This window comes from Pseudomonas chlororaphis subsp. aurantiaca (assembly GCF_013466605.1).
Lineage (GTDB): Bacteria > Pseudomonadota > Gammaproteobacteria > Pseudomonadales > Pseudomonadaceae > Aquipseudomonas > Aquipseudomonas chlororaphis_I.
Map to the genome: position 1 here is coordinate 5,027,917 of NZ_CP059162.1, position 20,944 is coordinate 5,048,860.

The following is a 20,944-nucleotide window of genomic DNA, read 5'->3' on the forward strand; positions in this document are numbered from 1 at the left end:
TATACTGCGCAACGCGGGGACGACCCCGCGGCTCGATCGAGCCATTAATCTGGGGACGACCCCGTCAATCGATGGAGGTCATCATGTCCTGGATCATTCTGTTTTTCGCCGGCCTGTTCGAAGTGGGCTGGGCCGTCGGCCTCAAGTACACCGACGGTTTCAGTCGCCCTCTCCCCACTGCCCTGACCATCGCCGCCATGGCGGTCAGCCTCGGCCTGCTGGGGCTGGCCATGAAGGAGCTGCCGCTGGGCACCGCCTATGCCATCTGGACCGGGGTCGGCGCAGTCGGCACGGTGATCGCCGGGATCATTCTGTTCGGTGAGTCCATGGCGCTGTTCCGCCTGGCCAGCGTGGCACTGATCATTACCGGGCTGATCGGCTTGAAGGTCAGCACGGCCTGATACAAGCAAGCGCCCCAACAAAAACGCCCACAACTCTGTGGGCGTTTTTATAGGCGCTGGAAACCTAGCGCACGCTACCGCGCAACTCGCCCACCAGGGTTTGCAAACGGGCCGGTTCGGCACTGTCGGCTGTTACGGCCGAACCAGCCACCAGGGTCACTCGCGACCACAGGCGGCGGAACAGCCCCTTGCTTGGATCGCGGCTGAAGAAGCTGCCCCACAGCCCCCGCAACGCCAGCGGAATCACCGGTACCGGCGTCTCTTCGAGAATCCGCGTCAGCCCACCCTTGAACTCATTGATCTCGCCATCGGCGGTCAACTTGCCTTCCGGGAAGATGCACACCAGCTCGCCATCCTTGAGGTAGCGGGCAATTTGGGTGAACGCCCTTTCGTAGATCTGGATGTCCTCGTTGCGCCCGGCAATCGGAATGGTCCCGGCGGTACGGAAGATGAAGTTGAGCACCGGCAGGTTGTAGATCTTGTAATACATCACGAAACGAATCGGCCGCCGCACCGCGCCACCGATCAGCAAGGCATCGACGAAGGACACGTGATTGCACACCAGCAACGCCGCGCCTTCGTCCGGGATCGCCTCCAGGTTGCGATGCTCGACCCGGTACATGGAATGGCTGAGCAGCCAGATCATGAAACGCATGCTGAACTCGGGGACGATCTTGAAGATGTAGGCGTTGACCGCGATGTTCAGCAGCGACACCACCAGGAACAGCTGCGGGATCGACAGCTTGGCCAGGCTCAGCAACACGATCGAGACGATCGCCGACACCACCATGAACAGCGCGTTGAGAATGTTATTCGCGGCAATCACCCGTGCCCGCTCGTTCTCCGGGGTCCGCGACTGGATCAGGGCATACAGCGGCACGATGTAGAAACCGCCGAAGATGCCCAGGCCGAGAATATCGATCAGCACCCACCAGGCGTGGCCATAACCAAGCACCTCGATCCAGCCGTAACCCGCCTCGCTTGGCGGGATCCCGCCGGAATGCCACCACAGCAGCAGGCCGAATATCGTCAGGCCGAACGAGCCAAAGGGCACCAGGCCGATCTCGACCTTACGACCCGAAAGCTTCTCGCAGAGCATGGAACCGACAGCGATCCCCACCGAGAACACGGTGAGGATCAGCGTGACCACCGTCTCGTCCCCATGCATCCACTCCTTGGCGTAGGCCGGAATCTGCGTCAGGTAGATCGCCCCGACAAACCAGAACCACGAGTTGCCGACGATCGAGCGTGACACCGCAGGGGTCTGCCCCAGGCCCAGGCGCAGGGTGGCCCAGGACTGACTGAAGATATTCCAGTCCAGGCGCAGGTCCGGGGTGGCCGCCGCGGCCCGGGGAATGCCCCGGCTGGCGAGGTAACCGAGTACGGCGACGGCGATGATCGCCGTCGAGACGATGGATGCGTAATGGGCCGAGGACATCATGATCCCCGCGCCAATGGTCCCGGCGAGAATCGCCAGGAAGGTGCCCATTTCCACCAGGCCGTTGCCGCCGACCAATTCTTCCTCCCGCAGCGCCTGGGGCAGGATCGAGTATTTCACCGGGCCGAACAGCGCCGAGTGGGTGCCCATGGCGAACAGCGCCAGCAGCATCAGCGACAGGTGATCGAAGACAAAACCCACCGCCCCCACCGCCATGATCACGATCTCGCCGAGCTTGATCAGGCGGATCAACGCGTCCTTGGCGAACTTCTCGCCGAATTGCCCGGCCAGCGCCGAGAACAGGAAGAACGGCAGGATAAACAGCAAGGCGCAGAGGTTGACCCAGATCGAGCGGTCTCCCTCGATGGCCAGCTTGTAGAGAATGGCGAGGATCAGCGACTGCTTGAAGATGTTGTCGTTGAACGCACCGAGGGACTGAGTGATGAAAAATGGCAGGAAACGCCGTGTACGAAGCAAGGTGAACTGTGAGGGGTGACTCATCTTCCATGTCCCTGAGTGGCTTGGATGCTGTTATTGGATTATCGATCTTCGATCCAGGCCACAACCTTACCTAAAGTTCGCGGATCATTTCGCTAATCCTGCGATGCAAGGCGAAACGAACAGCTCCCCCCTATAAGCGCCCTGCAGCGTGCGCTTGCCGACCAGCAGCCACATCAATGCCAGCGCCAGGACCAACAGGCTGCCGAACACCGCGAAAAACGTCAGGTTCAGGGTAGCGGCCAGTTTCAGGGTGGTCAGGGCATAGACCCCCAGCGGAAAGGTGAACCCCCACCAGCCGAGGTTGAACGGAATGCCGTCGCGCAGGTAACGCAGGGTGATCAGCAGAGCCGTCAGCATCCACCACAGACCGAACCCCCACAGGGTGATACCGGCCACCAGCCCCAGGCCCTCGGCGATTTCGCCCACTCCGGCCATACCGTTGGCGGCGAAGATCGCCGGAGCGTCCGCACCCAGCAGCAACATGCCCAGGGCCCCTGTGCCGATCGGTCCCAGGGCCAGCCAGCTCGAGGCGGCCATGCTTTCGTGAGGCAGCTTATGCAAGGCCATGCGCAGCAGGAGAATGGTCAGGATGCTGAAAGCCACCGGCAGCGAGAAGGCCCAGAGCACATAGCTGGTCACCAGCATCACCAGTTGCGAATGCGCATCCACCAGATGCGGCGCCAGCAACCCGCCACTGGCGGCGGCGACTTCGGCCGCGACCACCGGCAACAGCCAGACCGCGGTCATCTGGTCGATACGGTGCTCCTGGCGGGTGAACATCATGTAGGGAATCAGCACCCCGCAAGCCAGCGACAGCGCCACGTCCAGCCACCACAGCAGCTCGGCCAACTGCACCACGCCTTCGCCCCAGCGCGGTACGCCGAACAGCAGAAAACCGTTGATGATGGTGGCCAGGCCCATGGGAATGGTGCCGAAGAACATCGAGACCGTGGAATGCCCGAAAATCCGCCGGGCTTCGTCGAAGAACATTACCCAGCGTGCCGCATAGGCCGCACTGAACACCACGAACAGCACGATGGTGAACAGCCACAGACCCTCGGCCAGCAGGTGCAGGCCCGGGATCCGCAGCGGCAACTGGGCCAGCGCCAGGGCCAGTACGCCGGTGCCCATGGTCGCGGCGAACCAGTTGGGGGTGAACTGGCGGATGGCTTCACGAGGATGCTGCAGCTGGCTCAAGGGCCGTCCGGTTCTGAAGGTGTTGGGGCATGTCATGGTGCGATCTCCTGTCCTCCGATGAGGTGGAGCCCATGGTAGAACCGGATCGAATATCCATATAACGGGTAATTTCTCTATATGTTATCTATTATATAAATATACGAGTCAGACACTGCCTTCGGTTTCCACCACCAACACCCGCGCCGCACCTTGCGGATGGGCCACATGCTCGGTGCCGACATCGGCGTAGAAAATGTCGCCCACCTCCAGCAGCACCGACTGTTCCAGGCCGTTTTCCCGATAGTGCATGCGCACCTGGCCATCGAGCACGACAAACACTTCCTGCCCGTCGTTGGTGTGCCACTTATAAGGCTGGTCGGTCCAATGCACGCACGTGGTGATGCCGTTCATGTTGGCGATATCCAGCGCCGCCCAGGCCCGCTCCCCGGTGAAGGTTTTACTGCGAATGATCTTCATGAATGCCCGTCGCTCCCAAGGCTGATGCGTACACCTCGCACGCGCGTCAGATGCGCAGGCTAACCCAAGCCGGCGCCCGGATCAGCCACCAACGCGCTCAACTTTCTGGCACGACGCAGGTCTTGGCGGTGCGCTGACGCAGCAGCCCCAGCAAGGCGGCCAGGGACAGCAGGATCAATACCGCGCCATAACCATCGGTGGTCGCGATCAGGCCAAGACTGCGGGTCAGGTTTCCCGCCAGCAGGGACGGCAGGCAGAACGCCAGATAACTCAGCACATAAAATGCCGACATCAACCCCGCCCGCTCATGAGGCAAGGCCAGGGGCATCACGCTGCGCAGGGCGCCGAGGAACCCGGAACCAAAACCACCGCCCGTGACCAGGGTGCCGAGGAAGAACAGCGGCAGGCTGGCGGTGTGCACGGCGATCAGGATCAGGCCGATGCCGACAGCCAACAGGCTCGCACCCAGCCGCAGCACCTTGTCCGCCGGACGATGGCGCAGGGAAACAATCATCAGGGCGCCGCTCAGGGTCAGTACCGCCACCAGGCCGCCCCCGATCAGGTTCGAGGTCGAGCCCGTCGCGGTGCGCACCAGCGATGGCGCCAACGACAGAAAGAACCCGCCCACGGCCCACACCGCCACATCCACCGGTAACGCCAGCCACAGTGCCCGCCGCGCCTGGGGCGGTACATGCAAAGTGGGTCGCAGGGAGGCCCAGACACCGGACTGGGCACTGACTGTTTCCGGCAGGCGCCAGACGTACAGCGCCTGGACGACAAACAGCACCAGCAGCAACCAGTAGGCCAGTTGCAGCGGCAACGGTGCGTATTCCACCAGCAAACCGCTGCCCATCGCCCCGCAGGCCATGCCCAGCAAGGGCGCCACGCTGTTGACCAGCGGCCCTTGTTGCCGGTCGGTATCCAGCAGCGCCGCCCCCAGTACACTGGTGGCCATGCCGGTGGCGAAGCCCTGCATCACCCGGGCAGCAATCAGCCAGGCGACGCTGTCGGCCTGGATAAATAGCAGCATCGCCAGTATGTCCAGCAGCAGCGCCACGAAGATCACCGGCTTGCGCCCCAGATAGTCCGAAAGCGAACCCACCGTCAGCAGCGCCGCCAACAGGCTCAAGGCGTAGACGCCGAAGATCAGGGTCAAGGTCGCCGGGGAGAATTGCAGCGCCTCCTGATACAGGTGGTACATCGGCGTCGGCACGCTGGAAGCGGCGAGAAAACTGAGTAAGGTAATCGCCAGAAACAGCAGTCTGGAACGGTTTGACCGTGAAGAGTCGACAATACTGGACATGGGCACGCTCCATTAAAGCTAATTTTTTGCTTTTGTGGAGTGTGCTACCGCCTCGCTCTTAAAGCAAATTCTTTGTGTTAAGGTTCGACCCATGGCTATTAAAGAAGGTTTACGCCCAGGCGGACGCAGCGCCCGGGTGCAGGAATCCATCCACTCGGCAGTCCGTGAACTCCTCGAAGAACAGGAGCGCTCGACCCTGACCGTGCCGCAAATCGCCGCCCGCGCCGGCGTCACGCCTTCGACCATCTACCGCCGTTGGGGCGACCTGTCGGTGCTGCTGGCGGATGTCGCCCTGGAACGCATGCGCCCGGACGGCGAACCGGCCGCCACCGGCAGCCTGCGCGGCGACCTGCGGGCCTGGGCCGAACAGTACCTCGACGAAATGAGTTCCGAACCGGGGCGCACCATGATGCGCGACGTGCAATGCAGCAGCACGCCCGGCTATTGCGTGAGCATTCTCGGCGGGCAATTGCAGATCATCCTCGACCGCCACCGCCACAGCGAAGCAGCCCTGCCGAGCGTCGATCGGCTGTTGAATATGCTGGTGGCGCCAACGGTGTTCCGCATCCTGTTCGCCGCGGCACCGCTTGAAGTGCAGGAACTGCATGAACTGATCGACATCGCGCTGCGGCCTTGAGGCCGCTCTCGCGCCCACCAGCTCCGCACGGCCTTCCAAAGGAGCACGCCGGCTCGTGATAAAGCCTGACGAACCGCCTTTTTCCCCCTGCGACACCTGGCCGCGCCAATACCTTGGTCGACACTGACGAACCCCGAACATCGTGCGAAACTGTCTGACCGGGCTGAAGCGCCCGGCGCGCCTTTATGTTCGGAGTTTCCATGTCGTTGTCCAGCGGGCTGATCGCCATCGTCGCCCTAGCCTATATGGCCATCATGTTCGCCATCGCCTTTTACGGTGACCGTCGCAGCGCGCCCTTGCCGCCGCGGGTGCGTGCCTGGGTGTACAGCCTGTCGCTGGCGGTGTATTGCACCAGCTGGACCTTCTTCGGCGCTGTCGGCCAGGCCGCCGAGCAACTCTGGTCGTTCTTGCCGATCTACCTGGGGCCGATCCTGCTGCTGGTACTCGCGCCCTGGGTCCTGCAAAAGATGGTGATGATCAGCAAGCAGGAAAACATCACCTCCATCGCCGACTTCATCGCCGCGCGCTACGGCAAGTCCCAGTCCCTGGCGGTGGTGGTGGCGCTGATCTGCCTGGTCGGCGTGCTTCCCTACATCGCCCTGCAGCTCAAGGGCATCGTGCTTGGCGTGGACCTGCTGATCGGCGCCGGCGCCGACACCATGGGCACCCGCGCCCAGGACACGGCACTGATCGTGTCGCTGATCCTGGCGCTGTTCACCATCGTCTTCGGTACCCGCAACCTCGACGCCACCGAGCACCACCGCGGCATGGTGCTGGCGATTGCCTTCGAATCCCTGGTCAAGCTGCTAGCCTTTCTCGCGGTCGGCGCCTTTGTCACCTATGGCCTGTACGACGGTTTCGACGACCTGTTCAGCCAGGCCATGCTCGCCCCGCGCCTGGAGCAGTACTGGCAGGAAACCATCAACTGGCCGTCGATGGTGGTGCAGACCGGCGTCGCCATGATGGCGATCATCTGCCTGCCGCGGCAGTTCCACGTCACAGTGGTGGAGAATATCGAGCCCCAGGACCTGCGCCTGGCCAAGTGGGTGTTTCCCGCCTACCTGGCCCTGGCCGCACTGTTCGTGGTGCCGATCGCCCTGGCCGGGCAGATGCTGCTGCCCAGCTCGGTGTTGCCGGATTCCTTCGTCATCAGCCTGCCCCTGGCCCAGGCCCATCCGGCCCTGGCGGTGCTGGCCTTCATTGGCGGCGCATCGGCCGCCACCGGCATGGTGATCGTCGCCAGCGTGGCGCTGTCGACCATGGTCTCCAACGACATGCTGCTGCCCTGGCTGCTGCGCCGCCAGAGCGCCGAGCGGCCCTTCGAAGTGTTCCGCCACTGGATGCTCTCGGTGCGTCGGGTCAGCATCGTGGTCATCCTGCTGCTGGCCTATGTCAGCTACCGTCTGCTGGGCTCCACCGCGAGCCTGGCGACCATCGGCCAGATCGCCTTCGCCGCCGTGACCCAGCTGGCCCCGGCCATGCTCGGCGCGTTGTACTGGAAGCAAGCCAACCGCCGCGGCGTGTTCGCCGGTCTGGCGGCCGGCACCTTCTTGTGGTTCTACACCCTGATCCTGCCAATCGCCGCCCACAGCCTGGGCTGGTCGCTGAGCAGCTTTCCAGGCTTGGCCTGGCTGCACGGCAACCCACTGAACCTGCCGATCACGCCCCTGACCCAGGGCGTGGTGCTGTCGCTGGCCGGTAACTTCATCCTGTTCGCCTGGGTCTCGGTGTTGTCGCGCACCCGGGTTTCGGAACACTGGCAGGCCGGGCGTTTCATCGGCCAGGAAATCAGCGGCCGCCCCAGCTCCCGCTCGATGCTGTCGGTGCAGATCGACGACCTGCTCAAGCTCGCCGCGCGTTTTGTCGGGGAAGAACGGGCCCGCCAGAGCTTCATCCGCTTTGCCTACCGCCAGGGCAAAGGTTTCAACCCCAACCAGAACGCCGACGGCGAATGGATCGCCCACACCGAACGCCTGCTGGCCGGCGTCCTCGGCGCCTCGTCCACCCGCGCGGTGGTCAAGGCCGCCATCGAAGGGCGGGAGATGCAGCTCGAAGACGTGGTGCGCATCGCCGACGAAGCCTCGGAAGTGCTGCAATTCAACCGCGCCCTGCTGCAAGGGGCGATCGAGAACATCAGCCAGGGCATCAGCGTGGTCGACCAGTCCCTCAGGCTGGTGGCCTGGAACCGTCGGTACCTGGAGCTGTTCAACTACCCGGACGGACTGATCAGCGTCGGCCGACCGATCGCCGACATCATCCGCCACAATGCCGAGCGCGGCCTGTGCGGGCCCGGCGAGGCCGAAGTGCATGTCGCCCGCCGCCTGCACTGGATGCGCCAGGGTCGCGCCCACACTTCCGAGCGGCTGTTCCCCAATGGCCGGGTGATCGAGTTGATCGGCAACCCGATGCCGGGCGGCGGCTTTGTCATGAGCTTCACCGACATCACCCCGTTCCGCGAAGCCGAACAGGCCCTCACCGAAGCCAACGAAGGTCTGGAACAACGGGTCGCCGAACGGACCCAGGAGCTTTCGCAGTTGAACGCCGCGCTGACCGAGGCCAAGGGCACCGCCGAGGCCGCCAACCAGTCCAAGACGCGATTCCTGGCGGCGGTCAGTCACGACCTGATGCAGCCGCTGAACGCCGCCCGGCTGTTCTCCGCCGCCCTCTCCCACCAGGACGACGGTTTGTCCGCCGAAGCGCAGCAATTGGTCCAGCACCTGGACAGCTCCCTGCGCTCCGCCGAAGACTTGATCAGCGACCTGCTGGATATCTCCCGCCTGGAAAACGGCAAGATCAATCCGGAGCGCAAGCCGTTCGTGCTCAACGAGCTGTTCGATACCCTGGGGGCCGAATTCAAGGTCCTGGCCCAGGAGCAAGGCTTGAAGTTCCGCCTGCGCGGCAGCCGCCTCAGGGTCGACAGCGACATCAAGCTTCTACGCCGGGTCCTGCAGAACTTCCTGACCAATGCCTTCCGTTACGCCAAGGGGCCTGTGCTCCTGGGCGTGCGCCGCCGCGGCAACCAACTGTGCCTGGAGGTCTGGGACCGCGGGCCGGGGATTCCGCTGGACAAGCAGCAGGTGATCTTCGAAGAGTTCAAGCGCCTCGATAGCCACCAGACCCGCGCCGAAAAAGGCCTGGGCCTCGGACTGGCGATCGCCGATGGCTTGTGCCGCGTCCTTGGCCATGGCCTGCAGGTACGCTCCTGGCCGGGCAAGGGCAGCGTCTTCAGCGTCAGCGTGCCCTTGGCCAAGGCGGCCGTCAGCGCACCGAGGCAGGTGGCCGAACTCAACGGCCATCTGCTGTCCGGCGCCCAGGTACTCTGTGTCGACAATGAAGACAGCATCCTGATCGGCATGAACAGCCTCCTCAGCCGCTGGGGCTGCCAGGTCTGGACCGCGCGCAACCGGAAAGAATGCGCCGCGCTGCTCAGTGATGGCGTGCGCCCGCAACTGGCGTTGGTGGACTATCACCTGGACGACGGCGAAACCGGCACCGAGGTCATGGCCTGGCTGCGCACCCAGTTGGGTGATCCGGTACCTGGCGTGGTGATCAGCGCCGACGGGCGCCCCGAGATGGTCGCCGAGGTACACGCCGCGGGGCTGGACTACCTGGCCAAGCCGGTGAAGCCGGCGGCACTGCGGGCGCTGTTGAGCCGGCATCTGCCGCTCTGAGAGTCCTGTAGTCGCTACCGCAGGCTGCGCTAAGACCGAAGGCCTTCAGCGATATTGAAAACGCCGCAAACGCCGCGTCCCCTCCGGGGTCGATCGCAGCCTATGGAGCGGCTACAGCTCAATCCGGCAGTTCGAGCAACGCGCCGTCGGCATCGGTCATCGCCCGCTCCAGCAGGTCCGCCGGCAGGCTCTTGCTGGCGCGCGCGCCGAGCAAGCGCAGTTGCTCGCTACGGCTGACCAGGTTGCCGCGCCCCTCGGTCAGCTTGTTGCGCGCGGCGCTGTAGGCCTTGTCCAGTTGCTGCAGACGATTGCCGACCTCATCCAGATCCTGAATGAACAACACGAACTTGTCGTACAGCCAACCGGCGCGTTCGGCGATTTCCCGGGCGTTCTGGCTCTGCCGCTCCTGCTTCCACAGGCTGTCGATCACTCGCAGCGTGGCCAGCAGCGTGGTCGGGCTGACAATCACGATGTTGCGGTCGAAGGCCTCCTGGAACAGGTTGGGCTCGGCCTGCAAGGCGGCGGAAAAGGCCGCCTCGATGGGTACGAAAAGCAAGACGAAATCCAGGCTGTGCAAGCCTTCCAGGCGTTTGTAGTCCTTGCCGGCCAGGCCTTTGACGTGATTGCGCAAGGACAGCACGTGCTGCTTCAGCGCTGCCTGGCCGATCACCTCATCGTCCGCCGCGACAAACTGTTGGTAGGCAGTCAGGCTGACCTTGGAATCCACTACTACCTGCTTGTCGCCGGGCAGCATGATCAGCACGTCGGGCTGGAAGCGCTCGCCGTCGGGCCCTTTGAGGCTGACCTGGGTCTGGTACTCGCGGCCCTTCTCCAGGCCGGCATGTTCGAGCACCCGCTCGAGAATCAGCTCGCCCCAGTTGCCCTGGGTTTTCTGGCCCTTGAGCGCGCGCGTCAGGTTGGTCGCCTCGTCGCTCAAGCGCAGGTTCAACTGTTGCAGCCGTTCGAGTTCCTTGCCGAGGGAAAAACGCTCGCGCGCTTCGGCCTGATAACTCTCTTCGACCCGCTTCTCGAAGGACTGGATGCGCTCCTTGAGCGGGTCGAGCAATTGTCCGAGACGCTGTTGGCTGTTCTCGGCAAAACGCTGCTCGCGCTCATCGAAGATCTTGCCCGCCAGCTCGGCGAACTGTGCCCGCAGCTCGTCCCGCGAGCCTTGCAGGTCGCTCAGGCGCTGCTGGTGGCTTTCCTGCTGCTCGCGCAGCTCGGCATTCAATGACGCAGCCTGGGCGTCCAGGCGCCGCAACTCGGCTTCCTTGTTGGCCCGTTCAAGGTTCCAGGCGTGGGCCGCGTCACGGGCGTTGTCGCGTTCGATCTGCAACAACTCGACTTCCCGGCGCACCGCCGCCAGATCGGCCTGCTTCACGGCATTGGCCTGGCCCAGGTCGCTGATCTCGTCGCGGCAGGCATCCAGCTGGGCATTCAAGCCATCCTGCGCCAGCAGCGCGGTGGCCAGGCGCTCCTCCAGCAGGGACAGTTCAGTTTGGCGGGAGCTCAGACGGCGTTGCAGTTGCCAGGCGAGCGCCACCAAGGGCAATGCCGCGCCTGCCAGACCGAGCAGTACGCTGGTCAAGTCCATAGCCATAGCCACTCCAGACAGTGAAATAAAGCTTGAAGGTTAACCAAGGGACCGAAGGTTGGACAGCTCAGTCTTCGATCTGGCCAAGCTCCAGCTGGGCGCGGCGATCACCAGCCCGTGCCGCCTGGCGCAGCAGGTCATGGCCAATCCGCCGATCGCGGGCGTTGCCGCATTCGCGGCACATCAGTTGGCCAAGACGACTCTGTGCTGCCACCACCCCTTCCCGGGCAGGCTGCTTGAGCAAATGCCCGGCAAAGTGCTTGATGTTCCGGTTATCACCCAGGCGCGGACTGTCGAGTAGCCACATGGCCACGCGTAACGAAAAACGCTTGGGCTCGGTAACACTGGAAGAGGCAGAGGTAACAGAAGGTGACACTGAGCGAAACTTCATAAAGCACTGTAGGGCAGATCGGAAGGCGCGCCACTCTACTCCTTTTTTCGCACGCGTAAAGTCGAAAAGAACTCGGCACGCCCGTGCTAGAGCAAGCGCTTGGGACAATCCACAGAAGCTGTGGATAACTCAGTGGACAACCGCCCTACAAGTCGCCGAAAGCCGCATGGGACGGGGCCCGCAGTCAAACTGACGATTTTTTCACCAGTAAAAAAAACCGATGTTTTTCATTGACTTAAATTTTCATCGCAGGCATTGGAGGGCCCGGCAGGTGAGGTGACAGGCCGATGACAGCCCGCGCAACTATTGTGCACAAGTACCCTCGATCCAGTTATATCGGTGCACCTTTTTCGCTCGTTCACGAGAACAGCATCGAAGACGAAAGATTTCAGTAACAACTCCTGCCCAACTGCGATGGAAAGCCCGGCCTGCCTCCTTCACGGCCTCGACTCCGGTGCCGCTCATAACCATTTTGCCTAACACACTTGCATCAGATACATCAATCCGTTATCATCCACAGCGTTAGTACCAAGCTGAAAGTCAATTCTGGTCGAACAAGTCCCCCGGTTCAGCTTCCCTGAAGAGAAGTTTCTATCGACTACACGGGATCGACCACCTCGCTGGTTTCCAGGTAAAGCTTTCGCCGACACCGCCTTTGAACACATTGCAAAGGATGTCGCGAAACCCTTTTACTCTGACCGAACCAACCTGCAAATTGATCAGGATCTTCACCTGGGGCCCAGAACCTTAACCCCCGCTGTGATTGCCTGCCCTCCTAAGTACCTACCTGCCAGCCCTAGCGCGCACTTGATAAAGCGCTTCCAACTGGCTGCTTTGTTCCAGTCGGGTTCTTCGTTCGACCAATGGTGGTCGGCGTTACTGGAACGTTTTAACGTTGCACGGTTCTTAACCGTGTCATTTGTAGGAACACCCAATAACTATGTCTACTCAAATCCAGACTCAGGATGCCATTCGCACCCTCACCAACGCTTTTGCTCCAATGAACTGCCTGATCATGGCCGCTCGCAAAGGCTGCTTCAGCTTCACCCTGGTCAACGAACACGGTATCGCTCGTCACAGCGAACGCCTGTACCCCGACCAGTATTCCAGCGCCGAGCCGCTGCAAGCGGTGATCGAGCGCACCCGTCAGGCCCTGACTGCCTGAGACGCCAGAGCGCTGAAAACTCGAAGCCCCGCCTGAACAGCGGGGCTTTTTATTGCCTGTTATTTCGGTTTTTCCGCCTTCGGCTAAAGCACCATCCGGTATAACGGTTATAACTCGAAGTTGGAAATATTTTAAAAACAGACCTTTACAGCAACGATATGACACTACACTTCAACTCAAGCGGCATGATCCGCTTCCGGCGAGTCTGACCGATCCACCGCTGCCAAGCTCCCCCATCAGGCCTCGCCGGCCACTTTCACGCTTCGAGGGCTTTATGGGTATTGCCGCCAGCGAACTGTGCCGCTACGTGATCCGCCCGACCCTGATCTATCTGGGCAGCCACAGTCGCACCGCAGAATCACTGCTGCTAGGCATCGCCGCCAGCCAATCCGCCCTCGGCTCCGCCCTGCACGACCGCAGGGGCCACGGTCTCTACCGCATCGCCGAACCCCGCCACCAGGCACTCTGGGATCACTATCTGGCGCTGGACCCGGAACGCGCCAGCCTGGTTCGCGGCCTGGCCAGCCAGCACGCATTCCTCAGCGGCCCGCACCTGGAATTGACCGTCAACCTGCGTTACGCCACCGCCATCGCCTGGCTGCTGGTAGAAGAGCAGAACCCCCCGCTCCCCGAAACCGGCGACCTGGTCGGCATGGCTCGCATCTGGAAGCAGATCTTCCAGCCCCAAGGACGCTTGCGGGACTTCGCCGATGCCTGGCAAACCTGTGTTGCACCACTGAATCAGGTCGCCTGCTGATCGGACTTTTTGCAAGATCGCGCAAACAACCGCAATTTTGGTCGGATTGTCCTACAAAACCGCTCTATCTCAAGCCATACAGGCTATAGCGCTAAGGGGGAAATGTTGGTAATTTTCGCTCCGGTGATCACCAGGAGTTCTAATAATGAAAAAAGTAATACTCAAAACCAGTCTTAGCCTTGCCGTTGCCGTGGCATCCACCCAACTTTTCGCAAGTGGCTTTGCCCTGAACGAACAAAGCATCAGCGGCATGGGTACTGGTTTCGCCGGTCGATCCTCTGCTGCGGATGATGCAAGCACAGTTTTTGGCAACCCTGCCGGTATGTCGCGCCTGAAACGCCAGCAAATCACTGGCGGCGTCGCGGCCATTGATGCATCCACCGACATCAACGATGCCAGCGGCAGCCGTAGCGGTACCAACAAGGGCGACATGGTGCCCCTCACCGCCGTGCCAATGGGCTTCTACGTCAAGCCTATCGACGATCAGTGGGCCTTCGGCCTGGGTGTCTACGCACCATTCGGCCTGATCACCGACTACGAAAGCGGCTTCCAGGGCCGCAACTTCGGCAGCAAAAGCGAAGTTAAAGTCATCACCTTCCAGCCAACCGTCAGCTACGCCTTCAACGACAAGGTGTCGATCGGTTTCGGCCCGACCATCAACCGCATTTCCGGCACCCTGGAATCGGCACTGACCACGCCACTGTCGCCGAACGACGGCAATGTCCAGATCAAGGGCGACGACGTTGGCTACGGCTACAACATCGGCGTGCTGGTCCAGGCGACCGACACCACCCGCGTGGGCCTGACGTACCACTCGAAGGTCAAGTACAAGCTGGAAGGCCACACCGAAGTCAGCCCAGGCGCCGGTACTCCAGGCGCTCTGCTGCGTGGCGCTCGCTACGATGCCTCGCTGGACATCACCACCCCTGAATCGGCCGACCTGTCGGTGACCCAGGACCTCAACGATGCCTGGAAACTCTACGCCGGTGCGACCTGGACCCGCTGGAGCCGCCTGAAAGACATCACCGTGCAAAACGAAGGCGTAACTGCCAGCGCCGGCGGTCTTCTGGCCCCGGGTGCGCTCAGCAGCATCAAGGAAGAGCAGAACTGGCACGACACCTGGGCCTATGCCATCGGTACTTCCTACCAGTTGAACAAGCAGTGGGTACTGCGTACCGGCCTGAGCTTCGACCAGTCGCCGGCCAACAACACCAACCGCTCGCCACGCATTCCTACAGGCGACCGGACCATCTTCAGTCTCGGTGCCGGCTGGAGCCCAACCGAAGACCTGACCATCGACGTGGCCTATTCCTACCTCAAGGAAGAGAAAGTCAAGGTCAACAACCACAATACGCTCGGCCAGTCTTACAGCTCCGAGTATGAAAACAGCGCGAACGGCTTCGGCGTGGGTGCAACCTACCGCTTCTAAAGCCTGACGGCCTGAACGAAAAAGCCCCCGCATCCAAGGATGCAGGGGCTTTTTTATTGGCCGCGGATAACACTCAAGGCTTGGACGCCAGCGCCTGCTCCACTGCCTCGATCAATTCCGGACTGTCCGGCTTGGTCAGGCTGGAGAAGTTGGCGATCACCTTGCCCTGGCGATCGACCACATACTTGTAGAAATTCCACTTCGGCGCACTGCTCTGCTCGGCCAGGACCTTGAACAGGTGCACTGCGTCCGGGCCCCTGACCTGCTGCGGCTCGGTCATGGTGAAGGTGACGCCGTAGTTCACATAACAGACCTTGGCCGTTTCCGCGCCATCCTTGGACTCCTGCTTGAAGTCATTGGACGGCACGCCTAGCAGCTCCAGCCCCTGATCCTTGTAACGCTGGTACAGCGCCTCGAGCCCCTTGAACTGCGGGGCGAAGCCGCAAAAGCTCGCGGTATTGACTACCACCAGCGGTTTGCCGGCAAAACGCTGGCACAGATCGATGGATTCCTTGGCGCGCAGCTTGGGCAGCGAGCCCTGCAACAGCGACGGACATTCGTCCGCCCAGGTCGAACCTGCGAACACCATGAGTACAGCTGGAACAGCAAGCCAGCGCGCCAACATATTCAACTCCTTGAAAGTACCGTCAGGGGTGAAGCTACTCGCCCGGCGGACGCCCTAGCAAGCGCTTCCTAGCAGACGCCCATGCCCAACTGCATCAGCGCCAGCCCACCCTGGTGCCAGCCCCACCAGGCCAACGCCAACAGCGAGACAACAACCGCCAGGCCGCCCCAGCGCAGGCCTGCCCGGCTCATGCCGCGTATACGTAGACGAACACTCTATGGAAAAAATATAATATAAAAATCAATATATTGACTCACATATAGCACAATATAACTGCATGTGAAATTTCCACGCCAATCTTCCATATACCGTGCATGTGCTAAAAAGAGTTCTCCGCGTCGGACCGATCTTATTACTGCATACCTTACTGGATATTGAAGAACCATAATTTAATGACTTTACAAAGAGCGCAGACAGCAATCCGAAACGGCCAAACTGGTCGCGATAGGGATGGTAGTTACCTGCCGCTCCTGCACATACATGGGTGATCCCCCCTGAAAAAAGTACTCGTCGAAAGTAGAATTTTCTCCTAATCGGATCAAGGAAATTTTGCGTGAAGACATCACGTTTTTCGGACAGTCAAATCATCGCCGTCCTCAAGCAAGCGGAGGCTGGAAGCCCGGTACCAGAGCTGTGCCGCGAGCACGGCATCAGCACGGCTACATTCTACAAGTGGCGCACTAAGTTCGGCGGCATGGACGTATCGCTGATGGCTCGGTTGCGCGAACTGGAGGACGAGAACCGGCGCCTCAAGAAGATGTATGCCGAGGAACGCCTCAAGGCCGAAATCATCCAGGAAGCCATGGCAAAAAAGTGGTGAAGCCATCGCGGCGACGAGAGATGGCGCAGGAAGTGGTTCGTTCAGGTCGATGTAGTATCAAGCTGGCGTGCCTGGCCTTCGGGGTCAGCATCACGAGCTATCGTTATCAGCCGCGCTTGTCGTCTGAAAATGCGCAGATTGCTGACCTCCTGATTCGACTGACGCATCACCAGCGTAACTGGGGCTTTGTCTTGTGCTTTCTGTACCTGCGCAACGTGAAAGGCTATCGCTGGAACCACAAGCGGGTGTACCGGATTTACCGTGAACTGGAACTGAATTTGCGGATCAAGCCGCGCAAGCGCATCGTGCGCGAGAAACCCGAACCGCTGGCCGTTCCCGAGGCCACCAACCAGTGCTGGTCGATGGACTTCATGCACGATCAATTAGCGGATGGGCGCAGCTTTCGGGTTTTCAATCTGATTGATGACTTCAACCGTGAAGCCCTGAGTATGGAAATTGATTTGTCGCTACCGGCTGAACGTGTGGTGCGTGCGCTGGATCAGGTCATTGAATGGCGTGGAAAGCCGCAGGCGATCCGTAGCGATAACGGTCCAGAATTTATCAGCGCCAAGCTCACAGGGTGGGCCGAGAAACGGGGCATCCGACTGGAATATATCCAGCCGGGTAACCCGCAGCAGAATGCCTATGTCGAGCGCTACAACCGCACGGTACGTTATGACTGGCTGGGGCATTACTTGTTTGAGTCGATCGCCGAAGTTCAGGAGTACGGCTCGAACTGGATCTGGACGTACAATCACGAGCGCCCGAATATGGCGCTCGGAGGCATCACCCCCAAACAGAAGTTAGCCCTCGTGGCTTGATCTCTACTTCTGGCGTGTACTGGAAACGGGGGGATTACCGATTTTCGTACAGACCCTAGGGATGCTACCCATTAAAACTCATCGTTTGGTATGTGGGCTTTAGAGGCTTACCCTTGACGGACCGGCATCAGGCCTTGCAGCCCAAGCGCTTTCAGCTGGCCCCCGTTACACGTTGTCTTTGCCCAAGCTCCTCGATTGCAAGTGACGGTAGCAACTACTGCTGTAGTTTCTTGATGGCGTTGGATATTGACTCGCTGTGCTGTTGCTGCCATACCTCGACGGGGTTTGGCTCTCCATTACCGCAAAGGCGCATATACGTTCGCTGATTCTCCTCCTGCACGATGATTTTCAAAGCCACAGCTGCAGGTGAAAGAGCTTCTCCTCTGCGGCTGACGATGCCATAGGCCGTTCTTTCATCTAACAGATTCCTGGGTATCGGCAAGATGGCAATTCGACCCGCACTGACATGATCGGCAAGAACATCCCAGGGTGCCAATCCGAGCATGCTGCTTTCACGAATCAGTTGATACAGGGCTTCGAAATTGTCGCACTCGATGCTGACCGGAGGGATGCGTGCGTTCAACCGCCCTACGCTCAGCATTTTACAGGAGGGAAGTTTGGTACAAGCCAGGGGATAGTGACCGATTCGCTCCGGGGATAAGTTAACGCATTCCAAGAGGGGATGGTGGGGCTGGCAAAAAACCATGACCGGAAAATTGAACAACTCGTCAACCTGCAGCATAGGGTCATCGAGCACCTTTCGGACGTCCGCCACATACAGTTCAATATGATGATCCAATAACTGCTCGCGAAGATTCATCCAATTATCAATAATCAATGAGGTCCGAACTCCAGCGTGGCGAGTGATCAGCAGTCCAAGTGCGCGAGGTATCAACATTGCGGAAGGAATGGGGCCGCCACCAAGAAGCAATTCACCGAACTCAAGATTATCCAGTTGATCAATAGCATTTTTCAGTCCTTTGCTTGCGATCAATAGAGTGCGCGCATGCTCTATCACCAAGTGGCCATGAGTCGTGAGACTTACGCCCCGGGATGATCGATTCAGCAATTGACAGCTCAGCGTTCTCTCCAATGCCTGCAGACTGCGCGACAAGGCGGGCTGAGTAAGATTCACTGCCTCGGCAGCGCGGGCGAAATTACCATTCTCTGCGATAGCAACAAAGTGTCGTAATTGTCGAAGATCGTGCATTTCCATGCTTCCGTTATATCATGGCCTGGGAGTGGTAGAGTGAAGCACTTCATGCGCTAACCACTTACCATATTTTTAGTATTTTTTAATTTTGCTTTCCGATCCAACATATAGCTTTAAGGAAGATCTGAAGCACCCATCAATTTCTGATGCCCTCGCTACCTAGGCTCTGTACGAAATCAGTTGAAACTCATTTGAACCCTGTATGCGTCGGGATTCAGTATAGTCCGCGTCCATCAAAGGCAGGAGCCCACGATGGCTAAACGGTATGAACTCCCCGACGCAGCCTGGAAATGGGTTGCAGACCTCTTCATCCAAGCCCGGCGCGGTGGCTTCCCCAGGGCAGATGATCGCTTGTGCTGAATGGCATCCTATGGGCGCTCTGCTCAGGCGCAGCCTGGCGAGACATGCCGGAGCGGGTCGACGGCCTATCAACGCTTTCGTGATTGGCGCAACCGAGGCGTCTTCGACCAATTGCTCAAACGTCTTCACATCAGACTCAACGAGCAAGGTCTGATCGACCTGGACACCTGGATGATCGATTCCACGGCCGTATCAAGCGCAGGTTCGGATGGCTAAAGAAGAATCGCCGCATCGTTACGGGCTTTGACAAGCTCGCGAAAAGTTTTGCTGCGATGGTCTCATTGGCCTGTGCCATGCGCTGTTTACGACATTTTCGTACAGAGCCTAGCTTCCTTTCTTCGTCTGATGCATTTCCGGATCGCGTTTGCCGTCCTTGTCTTGGTCAAGCTCGGCGCATGAGTGATCGTCGCATCGACCACGATGCCTTGACGCAGTATCAAGCCACGATTACCCAGATAACCGTTGATAACCTACAAAATCCCGCCCACCAATTCGTGTTTTTCCGGCAGCCGGTAGGGGGTGAGGATCGTGGTCTCATACAGTACTTCCTCCATCGCCGAATCACTGTAGCCGAACCAGTTCTGCATCAGATGAACCCGCAACATCGCCATCAACGGATACGCCGGACGACCACCTTCGCCTTTTGGATAATGCAGCTCGATCAAGGCAATCAGCCCCTTCCAGGGCACCACCTGATCCATCTCGATCAGAAAGCACTCGCGGCGGGTCTGCTTACGTTTGCCGGCATATTCGACATCAGCGAAGGACATCTGTTTCATGGGGCGCAACCGCTCGGTTCGTGTGAGACGGGTATTTCACCAAATCTGGAAGTCTTTTTCAGAGTTTCAATAGCTCACAATCCGCTGGAGCAATAAGCCAGCGTCATGATTCACACCTAAATTCAAACACCCTCCCATCTTGCTGGATCGAGCCCCCTAACATAAGCGCTCAATATAAGCCTACACTCATGAGCTCAAAATATATTACGCTCGTTAGATTGCAGGCATAGTAATTAAATAACAGATTTTGAACATTCCCGGATGACTATTGATTACTGTAAAAAGCATCAGAATAGAACTGCCCTGCCGGAAGGTTGCGCTGGGTTGTAAACAGATTAAAGGCATCCTGTATCATACCAGGCGATCCACAGGCATATACATCAAACCCCCTCAAACAGTCAATCTCACCAACTACACAGTTTTGAACGTGCCCCACCATTCCCTTCCAGCCATCCAGCCGAGAGGGACTGGACAAGACGGGATTAAAGTAGAGATTCTTATAATCGTTTACGAGACTCAAAATCGAGTCCAGGAAATACAGGTCCTCATGAAATCGCCCCCCCCAATAAAAGTGAATCACTCTTTCATCATTGATAGCGCCAGATGCAAGCATTGACAAAATTGGTGAAAATCCGGTTCCTGTCGCGATAAAAAGCAATTTTCGCTCTGATGTGCAATCTAGTTTGAAATCCCCGTACGGCCCTCTGATCCAGAGTACATCATTCAGCTGAACTGAGTGCTTTAGACGTTCGGAAAAAGCCCCATTCTGGCGATAGCGAACATGCAATTCAATAACACCATCTTTGTGGGGTATGTTCGCGATGGAGTAAGCACGAAATACGCCATCGCCCACCTCGACCTCTATATATTGCCCTGGATCGGCAGCGATCATGGTGTGCGCTGACAACTTCAATCGCAAAATGAAAACTGAGCCTTTGTCTTCCTTATACACGACAAGCACACCCTCCTTTCTACGCGACACCTTTGCCGCTACGGCACTTTGACTATTGCCTGTACAGACAATATCACTCGTGGCTATAGCGCAACAGGGTAAAAAATAGTTCTCTGCAACTTCATTCGCCGTCAGGCATACTGTCGCCCCTGAGCGGTATGCTACATCCCCTGATATTAATTTTAGCTTACAAATCCTACAGATTCCCTTCATACAGCCCTGTTGCAGATTTACTTTCTGATGCGTGGCCGACTCCAGTATGGTCTCGTGTTCGCTTGCGAAAAAATTAACTTCATCAGATTGCAAAAGTACATTATAAACCATAACATCACCTAGCTTGAGTGCGCAGCCTTACGGAGATTTGAAAGCCCCTTGCTTAACCCAACAAAGGCTGACAAACACCTTCTAGGTCGGCCACTGCGAGATCGACCTAG

At 59.3% G+C, this 20,944-nt stretch carries 17 protein-coding genes and 3 pseudogenes; 8 read left to right on the forward strand and 12 right to left on the reverse strand.

The genetic code is table 11. The features are described 5' to 3' along the window. The first annotated feature begins 83 nt into the window (after positions 1-83). Positions 84-401, forward strand: a complete 318-nt coding sequence (gene sugE, locus H0I86_RS22755) for a quaternary ammonium compound efflux SMR transporter SugE (RefSeq protein WP_009050239.1) — start codon at positions 84-86, stop codon at positions 399-401. A 64-nt stretch (positions 402-465) separates the two neighbouring features. Here sugE and H0I86_RS22760 read toward each other — a convergent pair whose 3' ends face one another. The 4 genes from H0I86_RS22760 to H0I86_RS22775 form a co-directional block, all read right to left on the reverse strand. Beyond that, complete coding sequence (locus H0I86_RS22760) at positions 466-2,340, reverse strand: MFS transporter (protein ID WP_180922284.1); 1,875 nt, start codon at positions 2,338-2,340, stop codon at positions 466-468. Positions 2,341-2,424: 84 nt separating this feature from the next. Further along, the gene (locus H0I86_RS22765; RefSeq protein WP_180922285.1) at positions 2,425-3,573 is read right to left on the reverse strand and encodes a TDT family transporter; all 1,149 of its coding nucleotides are present in this window, start codon (positions 3,571-3,573) and stop codon (positions 2,425-2,427) included. A gap of 108 nt (positions 3,574-3,681) precedes the next feature. Beyond that, positions 3,682-3,993, reverse strand: a complete 312-nt coding sequence (locus H0I86_RS22770; protein WP_180922286.1) for a cupin domain-containing protein — start codon at positions 3,991-3,993, stop codon at positions 3,682-3,684. Between the two features lie 97 nt (positions 3,994-4,090). Beyond that, complete coding sequence (locus H0I86_RS22775; RefSeq protein WP_180922287.1) at positions 4,091-5,296, reverse strand: MFS transporter; 1,206 nt, start codon at positions 5,294-5,296, stop codon at positions 4,091-4,093. 91 nt (positions 5,297-5,387) lie between these two features. Between H0I86_RS22775 and H0I86_RS22780 the strand changes: the two genes are divergently transcribed. Together H0I86_RS22780 and H0I86_RS22785 are read left to right on the forward strand one after the other, a co-directional pair. Beyond that, entirely contained in the window at positions 5,388-5,933 is a 546-nt protein-coding gene (locus H0I86_RS22780; RefSeq protein ID WP_180922288.1) for a TetR/AcrR family transcriptional regulator, read from the forward strand. A gap of 200 nt (positions 5,934-6,133) precedes the next feature. After that, the gene (locus H0I86_RS22785) at positions 6,134-9,604 is read left to right on the forward strand and encodes a hybrid sensor histidine kinase/response regulator (RefSeq protein ID WP_180922289.1); all 3,471 of its coding nucleotides are present in this window, start codon (positions 6,134-6,136) and stop codon (positions 9,602-9,604) included. 118 nt (positions 9,605-9,722) lie between these two features. Here the strand turns inward: H0I86_RS22785 and H0I86_RS22790 are convergent, their stop codons facing one another. Together H0I86_RS22790 and H0I86_RS22795 are read right to left on the reverse strand one after the other, a co-directional pair. Continuing rightward, on the reverse strand, positions 9,723-11,090 hold the full coding sequence (locus tag H0I86_RS22790; protein WP_162096439.1) for a DNA recombination protein RmuC: 1,368 nt from the start codon (positions 11,088-11,090) through the stop codon (positions 9,723-9,725). Between the two features lie 175 nt (positions 11,091-11,265). Next, positions 11,266-11,589 carry an SEL1-like repeat protein gene (locus tag H0I86_RS22795; RefSeq protein ID WP_180922290.1) on the reverse strand — a complete coding sequence of 108 codons (324 nt, stop codon included), beginning with the start codon at positions 11,587-11,589 and terminating at the stop codon, positions 11,266-11,268. A gap of 940 nt (positions 11,590-12,529) precedes the next feature. Between H0I86_RS22795 and H0I86_RS22800 the strand changes: the two genes are divergently transcribed. The 3 genes from H0I86_RS22800 (at position 12,530) to H0I86_RS22810 (ending at position 14,940) form a co-directional block, all read left to right on the forward strand. Then, positions 12,530-12,754, forward strand: a complete 225-nt coding sequence (locus H0I86_RS22800) for a hypothetical protein (protein WP_007927809.1) — start codon at positions 12,530-12,532, stop codon at positions 12,752-12,754. Positions 12,755-13,028: 274 nt separating this feature from the next. Beyond that, the gene (locus tag H0I86_RS22805) at positions 13,029-13,511 is read left to right on the forward strand and encodes a hypothetical protein (RefSeq protein ID WP_180922291.1); all 483 of its coding nucleotides are present in this window, start codon (positions 13,029-13,031) and stop codon (positions 13,509-13,511) included. 145 nt (positions 13,512-13,656) lie between these two features. Beyond that, positions 13,657-14,940 carry an OmpP1/FadL family transporter gene (locus tag H0I86_RS22810; protein ID WP_180922292.1) on the forward strand — a complete coding sequence of 428 codons (1,284 nt, stop codon included), beginning with the start codon at positions 13,657-13,659 and terminating at the stop codon, positions 14,938-14,940. Positions 14,941-15,013: 73 nt separating this feature from the next. Here H0I86_RS22810 and H0I86_RS22815 read toward each other — a convergent pair whose 3' ends face one another. Next, positions 15,014-15,565: a glutathione peroxidase gene (locus H0I86_RS22815; RefSeq protein ID WP_180922293.1), complete on the reverse strand. Its 552-nt coding sequence runs from the start codon at positions 15,563-15,565 to the stop codon at positions 15,014-15,016. Between the two features lie 68 nt (positions 15,566-15,633). After that, positions 15,634-15,756 (reverse strand): hypothetical protein, encoded by a 123-nt coding sequence (locus H0I86_RS32270; RefSeq protein WP_258019360.1) that lies wholly within the window; start codon positions 15,754-15,756, stop codon positions 15,634-15,636. Between the two features lie 362 nt (positions 15,757-16,118). On the opposite strand from H0I86_RS32270, the gene H0I86_RS22820 reads away from it, so the two are divergent. Further along, positions 16,119-17,206, forward strand: a protein-coding gene (locus H0I86_RS22820; protein ID WP_180922294.1) for an IS3 family transposase whose coding sequence is annotated in 2 segments (ribosomal slippage) — positions 16,119-16,371 and positions 16,371-17,206 — 1,089 coding nt in all. Because the reading frame shifts where the segments join, the coding sequence is not laid out codon by codon here. Between the two features lie 214 nt (positions 17,207-17,420). On the opposite strand, the gene H0I86_RS22825 is transcribed toward H0I86_RS22820, so the two are convergent. After that, positions 17,421-18,416, reverse strand: coding sequence for a LysR family transcriptional regulator (locus H0I86_RS22825; RefSeq protein ID WP_180922295.1), 996 nt, complete (start codon positions 18,414-18,416; stop codon positions 17,421-17,423). Between the two features lie 255 nt (positions 18,417-18,671). Between H0I86_RS22825 and H0I86_RS22830 the strand changes: the two are divergent. Further along, positions 18,672-18,992: pseudogene (locus H0I86_RS22830) on the forward strand (transposase); the annotation flags it as partial. 114 nt (positions 18,993-19,106) lie between these two features. Here the strand turns inward: H0I86_RS22830 and H0I86_RS22835 are convergent. The 3 genes and pseudogenes from H0I86_RS22835 to H0I86_RS32555 form a co-directional block, all read right to left on the reverse strand. Then, positions 19,107-19,558, reverse strand: a pseudogene (locus tag H0I86_RS22835) (transposase); the annotation flags it as partial. A gap of 265 nt (positions 19,559-19,823) precedes the next feature. Next, positions 19,824-20,510 (reverse strand): FAD-binding oxidoreductase, encoded by a 687-nt coding sequence (locus H0I86_RS22840; RefSeq protein ID WP_258019362.1) that lies wholly within the window; start codon positions 20,508-20,510, stop codon positions 19,824-19,826. Between the two features lie 138 nt (positions 20,511-20,648). Beyond that, positions 20,649-20,834: pseudogene (locus tag H0I86_RS32555) on the reverse strand (2Fe-2S iron-sulfur cluster-binding protein); the annotation flags it as partial. Positions 20,835-20,944: the final 110 nt, after the last annotated feature.

Coding starts and splice junctions, on each gene's coding strand:
- sugE (WP_009050239.1), top strand. CDS start 84: ATGTCCTGGATCATTCTGTTTTTCGCCGGCCTGTTCGAAGTGGGCTGG.
- H0I86_RS22760 (WP_180922284.1), bottom strand. CDS start 2,340: ATGAGTCACCCCTCACAGTTCACCTTGCTTCGTACACGGCGTTTCCTG.
- H0I86_RS22765 (WP_180922285.1), bottom strand. CDS start 3,573: ATGACATGCCCCAACACCTTCAGAACCGGACGGCCCTTGAGCCAGCTG.
- H0I86_RS22770 (WP_180922286.1), bottom strand. CDS start 3,993: ATGAAGATCATTCGCAGTAAAACCTTCACCGGGGAGCGGGCCTGGGCG.
- H0I86_RS22775 (WP_180922287.1), bottom strand. CDS start 5,296: ATGTCCAGTATTGTCGACTCTTCACGGTCAAACCGTTCCAGACTGCTG.
- H0I86_RS22780 (WP_180922288.1), top strand. CDS start 5,388: ATGGCTATTAAAGAAGGTTTACGCCCAGGCGGACGCAGCGCCCGGGTG.
- H0I86_RS22785 (WP_180922289.1), top strand. CDS start 6,134: ATGTCGTTGTCCAGCGGGCTGATCGCCATCGTCGCCCTAGCCTATATG.
- H0I86_RS22795 (WP_180922290.1), bottom strand. CDS start 11,589: ATGAAGTTTCGCTCAGTGTCACCTTCTGTTACCTCTGCCTCTTCCAGT.
- H0I86_RS22800 (WP_007927809.1), top strand. CDS start 12,530: ATGTCTACTCAAATCCAGACTCAGGATGCCATTCGCACCCTCACCAAC.
- H0I86_RS22805 (WP_180922291.1), top strand. CDS start 13,029: ATGGGTATTGCCGCCAGCGAACTGTGCCGCTACGTGATCCGCCCGACC.
- H0I86_RS22810 (WP_180922292.1), top strand. CDS start 13,657: ATGAAAAAAGTAATACTCAAAACCAGTCTTAGCCTTGCCGTTGCCGTG.
- H0I86_RS22815 (WP_180922293.1), bottom strand. CDS start 15,565: ATGTTGGCGCGCTGGCTTGCTGTTCCAGCTGTACTCATGGTGTTCGCA.
- H0I86_RS32270 (WP_258019360.1), bottom strand. CDS start 15,756: ATGAGCCGGGCAGGCCTGCGCTGGGGCGGCCTGGCGGTTGTTGTCTCG.
- H0I86_RS22825 (WP_180922295.1), bottom strand. CDS start 18,416: ATGCACGATCTTCGACAATTACGACACTTTGTTGCTATCGCAGAGAAT.